General features: G+C 27.5%; 1 protein-coding gene. It reads left to right on the top strand.

The features are described 5' to 3' along the window. Positions 1-426 (top strand): phosphotransferase (locus tag C9E89_RS22930; protein WP_147305755.1); only part of this gene is annotated, 426 nt, incomplete at its 5' end. Between the last annotated feature and the right edge of the window lie 399 nt (positions 427-825).

Raw genomic sequence — 825 nt, 5'->3', positions numbered from 1 at the left:
GTTGCTATTATTGATTGTCCATTTATTTCAAACATTGATCATCGGTTAAAAGAGTCAAAATTTTTTATTGATAACCAACTCCTTGACGATATAGATCAAGATGATTTTGACGCTGAATTATGGGGAGACCATAAAACTTACCTAAGTCTATGGAATGAGTTAACTGAGACTCGTGTTGAAGAAAGATTGGTTTTTTCTCATGGCGATATCACGGATAGTAATATTTTTATAGATAAATTCAATGAAATTTATTTTTTAGATCTTGGCCGTGCTGGGTTAGCAGATGAATTTGTAGATATATCCTTTGTTGAACGTTGCCTAAGAGAGGATGCATCGGAGGAAACTGCTAAAATATTTTTAAAGCATTTAAAAAATGATAGACCTGACAAAAGGAATTATTTTTTAAAACTTGATGAATTGAATTGATTCCAAGCATTATCTAAAAATACTTAATTGTCTTTTTACGTCGCTAAATTTTAAATAAATAAGTGAAGAGCGTTAGTGGAGCTATTGATTTAAAGTTTTATATCACCAATAAATCTAAATTTTGGTTTTTAAAATGAGCTTATTTAAAATAGCTAAAACTGTTTATTAGCTTAACTTGTGATTTAAGTTTTTTTGAATATAAAAGTGTTAATTTATTAGCTTTGCAAGTTTATTTAAATTTCATCGTGCAACATTTTTAACCAATTTTATTATCGATGGTATTTTTTTGTCTGCTTTTCTTTTCTTAGTCTTTTATCTATCTGTCAGCCATATAGTATTTTATTAAATTCTTATGGGAAATGACGAATGTTAAATTATCTTAAGAGCTTTAATAATATC

This window comes from Acinetobacter sichuanensis (genome assembly GCF_003024515.2).
Taxonomy (GTDB): domain Bacteria; phylum Pseudomonadota; class Gammaproteobacteria; order Pseudomonadales; family Moraxellaceae; genus Acinetobacter; species Acinetobacter sichuanensis.
Note: the sequence above shows the minus strand (reverse complement) of the source record. Positions and strands in the feature narration are given on the sequence as shown.